Here is a 3,271-nt window from a genome sequence, read left to right as displayed (position 1 = left end):
CATTGGATATCTATGTCTGTTTGGTGTGCCCTTCATCTTTTTTGATATTTATTTTTTTAAATCCTACAATTTTATAATCTTTTATTCAATATCAGAATTTTATTCTATTTTTAACTTGACTGTGCCGTTGCTATAACTAGAAAAGTAATCATCATATACTTTTGCTCCCACTCCCATTAGAAAATTTGCAATGCTATAATAATGCCTCATAATATACAATATAGCCCCTTTCTTTATATGTTAAATTTATGTTAATTATTACTTCAATCAACGATAACAGCCATACCTATATAATTATCATTAATAGCCTTTTTTAACTTTTTAAATTCATCTACTTTAATGTCTTCGTTTTTAATAAAGGACTTTTTGAATAATGCATTATCGATTACGATAGTGTCATCATTTATGCATTTTGCAGTTCTGTTTAATTTTAACCATTGAGTATCAATATTAAAATTAAGGCTTTTTGTGTTTTTTATGCATCGGGATTTTATAATGGTTTTTATATTATACTCTCTGGGGGTTCCTATATAAAAATCTATTTTATTGTCCTCAATAGTATCTGCAACAAATTCCAAAAATTGATATCTCAATTTCAACCCTTTTCCTAAATTTGTGTGAAATAATAAGTCATTGGTTTTATATTCAACCTTGAATTTCACATCCTTAACAATCCTTGATTCTAAATTGGGTATTTCTGAACTTATTCTATCTTTTGGACTAACTATCTTATAACCATTTGCAATCATAAAAAATGTATCTTCTAAACGTCTTTTAGAATACATTTTCCCTAAACCACTGAAATGCCAAAAATTTTGCCCACTCAAATTTGCATTAAACACAACATTAACGGCATCTTCATTAATCAAATATTCCTTAGTTATAGAATTATTAGCTTTAATCGGATCGATTTCAGATATTTTTTCATATTTAGCCTCTTTATCAGAAATCACTAAAGCCATCCTATCTGCAACATCTGGAAATATGCCATTTGCCATACTTTGAAAATTAGTAGGACCCAACCAATATACATTGCCGCTTTTACCAGTTACCTTAAGCATCATATGATTAAAAATCAACCCTGGAATAGGAGATTTAAATTCTGGGTAAATTTCACCTCTGTAAACTGCAGCAATGTCTACGTTATATCCAAGTTTTTTAAGTATTGCGCCCGTTACAAATGAAAAATCCTTACAATCACCATATTGAGTTTTAGCAACCTCCTCTAAATCTCTGGGGAAGACATTGCCAGAGACAGTGCGTCTGTCCATTAAATATTGTATTTGGTCATTTAAGCTACGTGTAATGTAATTTATCTGTTCAATCTCACTTTTTTGTTGCTTAGCCCTTTCATAAATTTTTTCAAAATCGCTAGGTAACTTCTGATTCATTACTTTTGAGTATTTATCAATAAATTTTTTGTGCATTCCTTGCCATGTATCTTCACTTGTTATAGCAACCCAGGTAAGGTATTTAAGGTTAATATCTCCACTACTAGGCTCATCAACTAAGTCACTAGTAAATGGTTCTTTTTGATTAATAATAAGTTTTTTGGTAGATTGATTTTTTTCATTCTCGCTTTTAATCTCGAGCACCTTATTTGGATCATTAACATAACTATATAGTGGAATTGCGGAATTTATTGTTACATTATCATTTTCTGAATAACCACCTTCGCCGAATGAAAGGAAATAATCGAAATATTCTGGTGGAGACGGATTTATTACTTTTTTCCTATATTTAAGGTATATTTTGGCACCCACTACTACTTTTGGGAATGCAATAGATATTTGCCCATACTCTGCAAGGGCATTAGCCTCACTTGCAAGTGGTTTATTTTCTATTTCACTTTGATTAACAATATATTTTTTATTTTCAAAAATTGTATAAGCTTCCAAAATATCTATTTTTTCTCGTTTAACATCATACTGAAAAGTATATTTAGAGTAATTTTCTCTACCTTGCTCTTTTAATATTTCATCTAAAAATTCTATGGTCGATTCATAAGTATAATCTTTATTAACTAAGATATTGATATTAGATTTAATTACTCTTATAGATGAATCCTGTAAAGTTGCCCATCTTGCATGTAAATCTATGTTTAAAAAAATTAAAATAAAGCAGCTAATAAAAATTCTTACCACGTAATATCCAAATTGTAATAACATTCTGTCATTCTAATACAATAACATTCAAATTACAACAAGTCCAATATGCTATTTAATATTTTCATGAAAATATTTTTCGTACTTATCTTCTTCATCCTCAAAGTTTTTTGTATCTTTTGGAGCTTCCTTTTTCTCAGTAATATTGGGCCAAATCTCAGAGGATTAAATCAGCATCCCATTAACATGACTATCCCACATTATCTTAAACTTTCCATTATTTTTTGTAAGTAAATCCTGAAATGAGCCATCCTCAATAATCTGACCGCCATCTATAACAATGATTCTATCCAAATGTTTGATTGTTGAAAGGCGATGTGCTATTGCGATAACTGTTGCACTATTTTGTTCAAGCATTACATTTATAGATTTCTGAATTTCATATTCAGTTTGTGAATCAAGGCTCGAAGTTGCCTCATCTAAAATTAAAATTGGTGCATTTTTTAGAATTGCACGAGCAATTGCTATTCTTTGACGTTGACCACCACTGAGTTTCACTCCTCGCTCACCCACTAAAGTGGGTTCTGTCGCATCTGTTGAAAGGGATAAGAATCTTTGATATTCTGAAAGAAATAGTTGCTGGTAATAAAGTTTAAAGTAGATCCAAAAATAATGAAATATTTCAAGAATCACGAATATGGTCCAGCAATAATAATGGTATCTCTGTACATGAAGGGAAGATAGTCATTAAGCTATAAAGAGATAGAAGAAATAGGTGGATTAAGGGGTCTGAACATAGATCACGCTACTTTGCAAAGATGGGTGATAAAGTTTATGCCAATACTTGAAGGAAGATTTAGAAAAAGAAAAAATCCAGTCAATGGTAGCTGGAGAATGGACGAGACCTATATCAAGGTTAAAGGTATATGGGTCTATTTATATAGAGCAGTTGATAAATACGGAGATACTATAGATTTTATGCTAAGAGCAAAAAGAGATAAAAAGGCTGCTAAAGCGTTTTCAAGAAGGCAATCAAATTTAGTGGCCAGCCTACAAAGGTTAATATAGACAAAAGTGGCTCTAATACTGCTGCTTTAAATTCAATCAATAAGCCATTATCTAAAGAAGACCAAATAGAAATTAGGCAGAACAAATATCTAAACAAC

Annotated in this window: 3 protein-coding genes and 1 pseudogene; 1 reads left to right on the top strand and 3 read right to left on the bottom strand. The window is 30.5% G+C overall.

What is annotated here, in order from left to right; translation table 11 throughout:
- Window positions 1–263: 263 nt before the first annotated feature.
- From L8D11_RS04390 to L8D11_RS04385, 3 genes are read right to left on the bottom strand one after another with little or no spacing between them, the layout of a single operon-like run.
- Entirely contained in the window at window positions 264–2,168 is a 1,905-nt protein-coding gene (locus L8D11_RS04390) for a DUF3857 domain-containing protein (protein WP_236870458.1), read from the bottom strand.
- A 48-nt stretch (window positions 2,169–2,216) separates the two neighbouring features.
- On the bottom strand, window positions 2,217–2,321 hold the full coding sequence (locus L8D11_RS06005; protein ID WP_369127281.1) for a DUF3470 domain-containing protein: 105 nt from the start codon (window positions 2,319–2,321) through the stop codon (window positions 2,217–2,219).
- A gap of 9 nt (window positions 2,322–2,330) precedes the next feature.
- Entirely contained in the window at window positions 2,331–2,798 is a 468-nt protein-coding gene (locus L8D11_RS04385; protein WP_336886387.1) for an ATP-binding cassette domain-containing protein, read from the bottom strand.
- A gap of 54 nt (window positions 2,799–2,852) precedes the next feature.
- Here L8D11_RS04385 and L8D11_RS04380 point away from each other — a divergent pair.
- Window positions 2,853–3,271: pseudogene (locus L8D11_RS04380) on the top strand (IS6 family transposase); the annotation flags it as partial.

The organism is Candidatus Bandiella numerosa (assembly GCF_021811875.1).
Taxonomy (GTDB): domain Bacteria; phylum Pseudomonadota; class Alphaproteobacteria; order Rickettsiales; family Midichloriaceae; genus Aquirickettsia; species Aquirickettsia numerosa_A.
The sequence above is the reverse complement of the archived record's forward strand: the minus strand, read 5'-3'. Positions and strand labels throughout refer to the sequence as shown.

What these genes read in the sequence shown, in the direction of transcription:
- L8D11_RS04390 (WP_236870458.1), bottom strand. Translation starts at nt 2,168, where the DNA reads ATGTTATTACAATTTGGATATTACGTGGTAAGAATTTTTATTAGCTGC.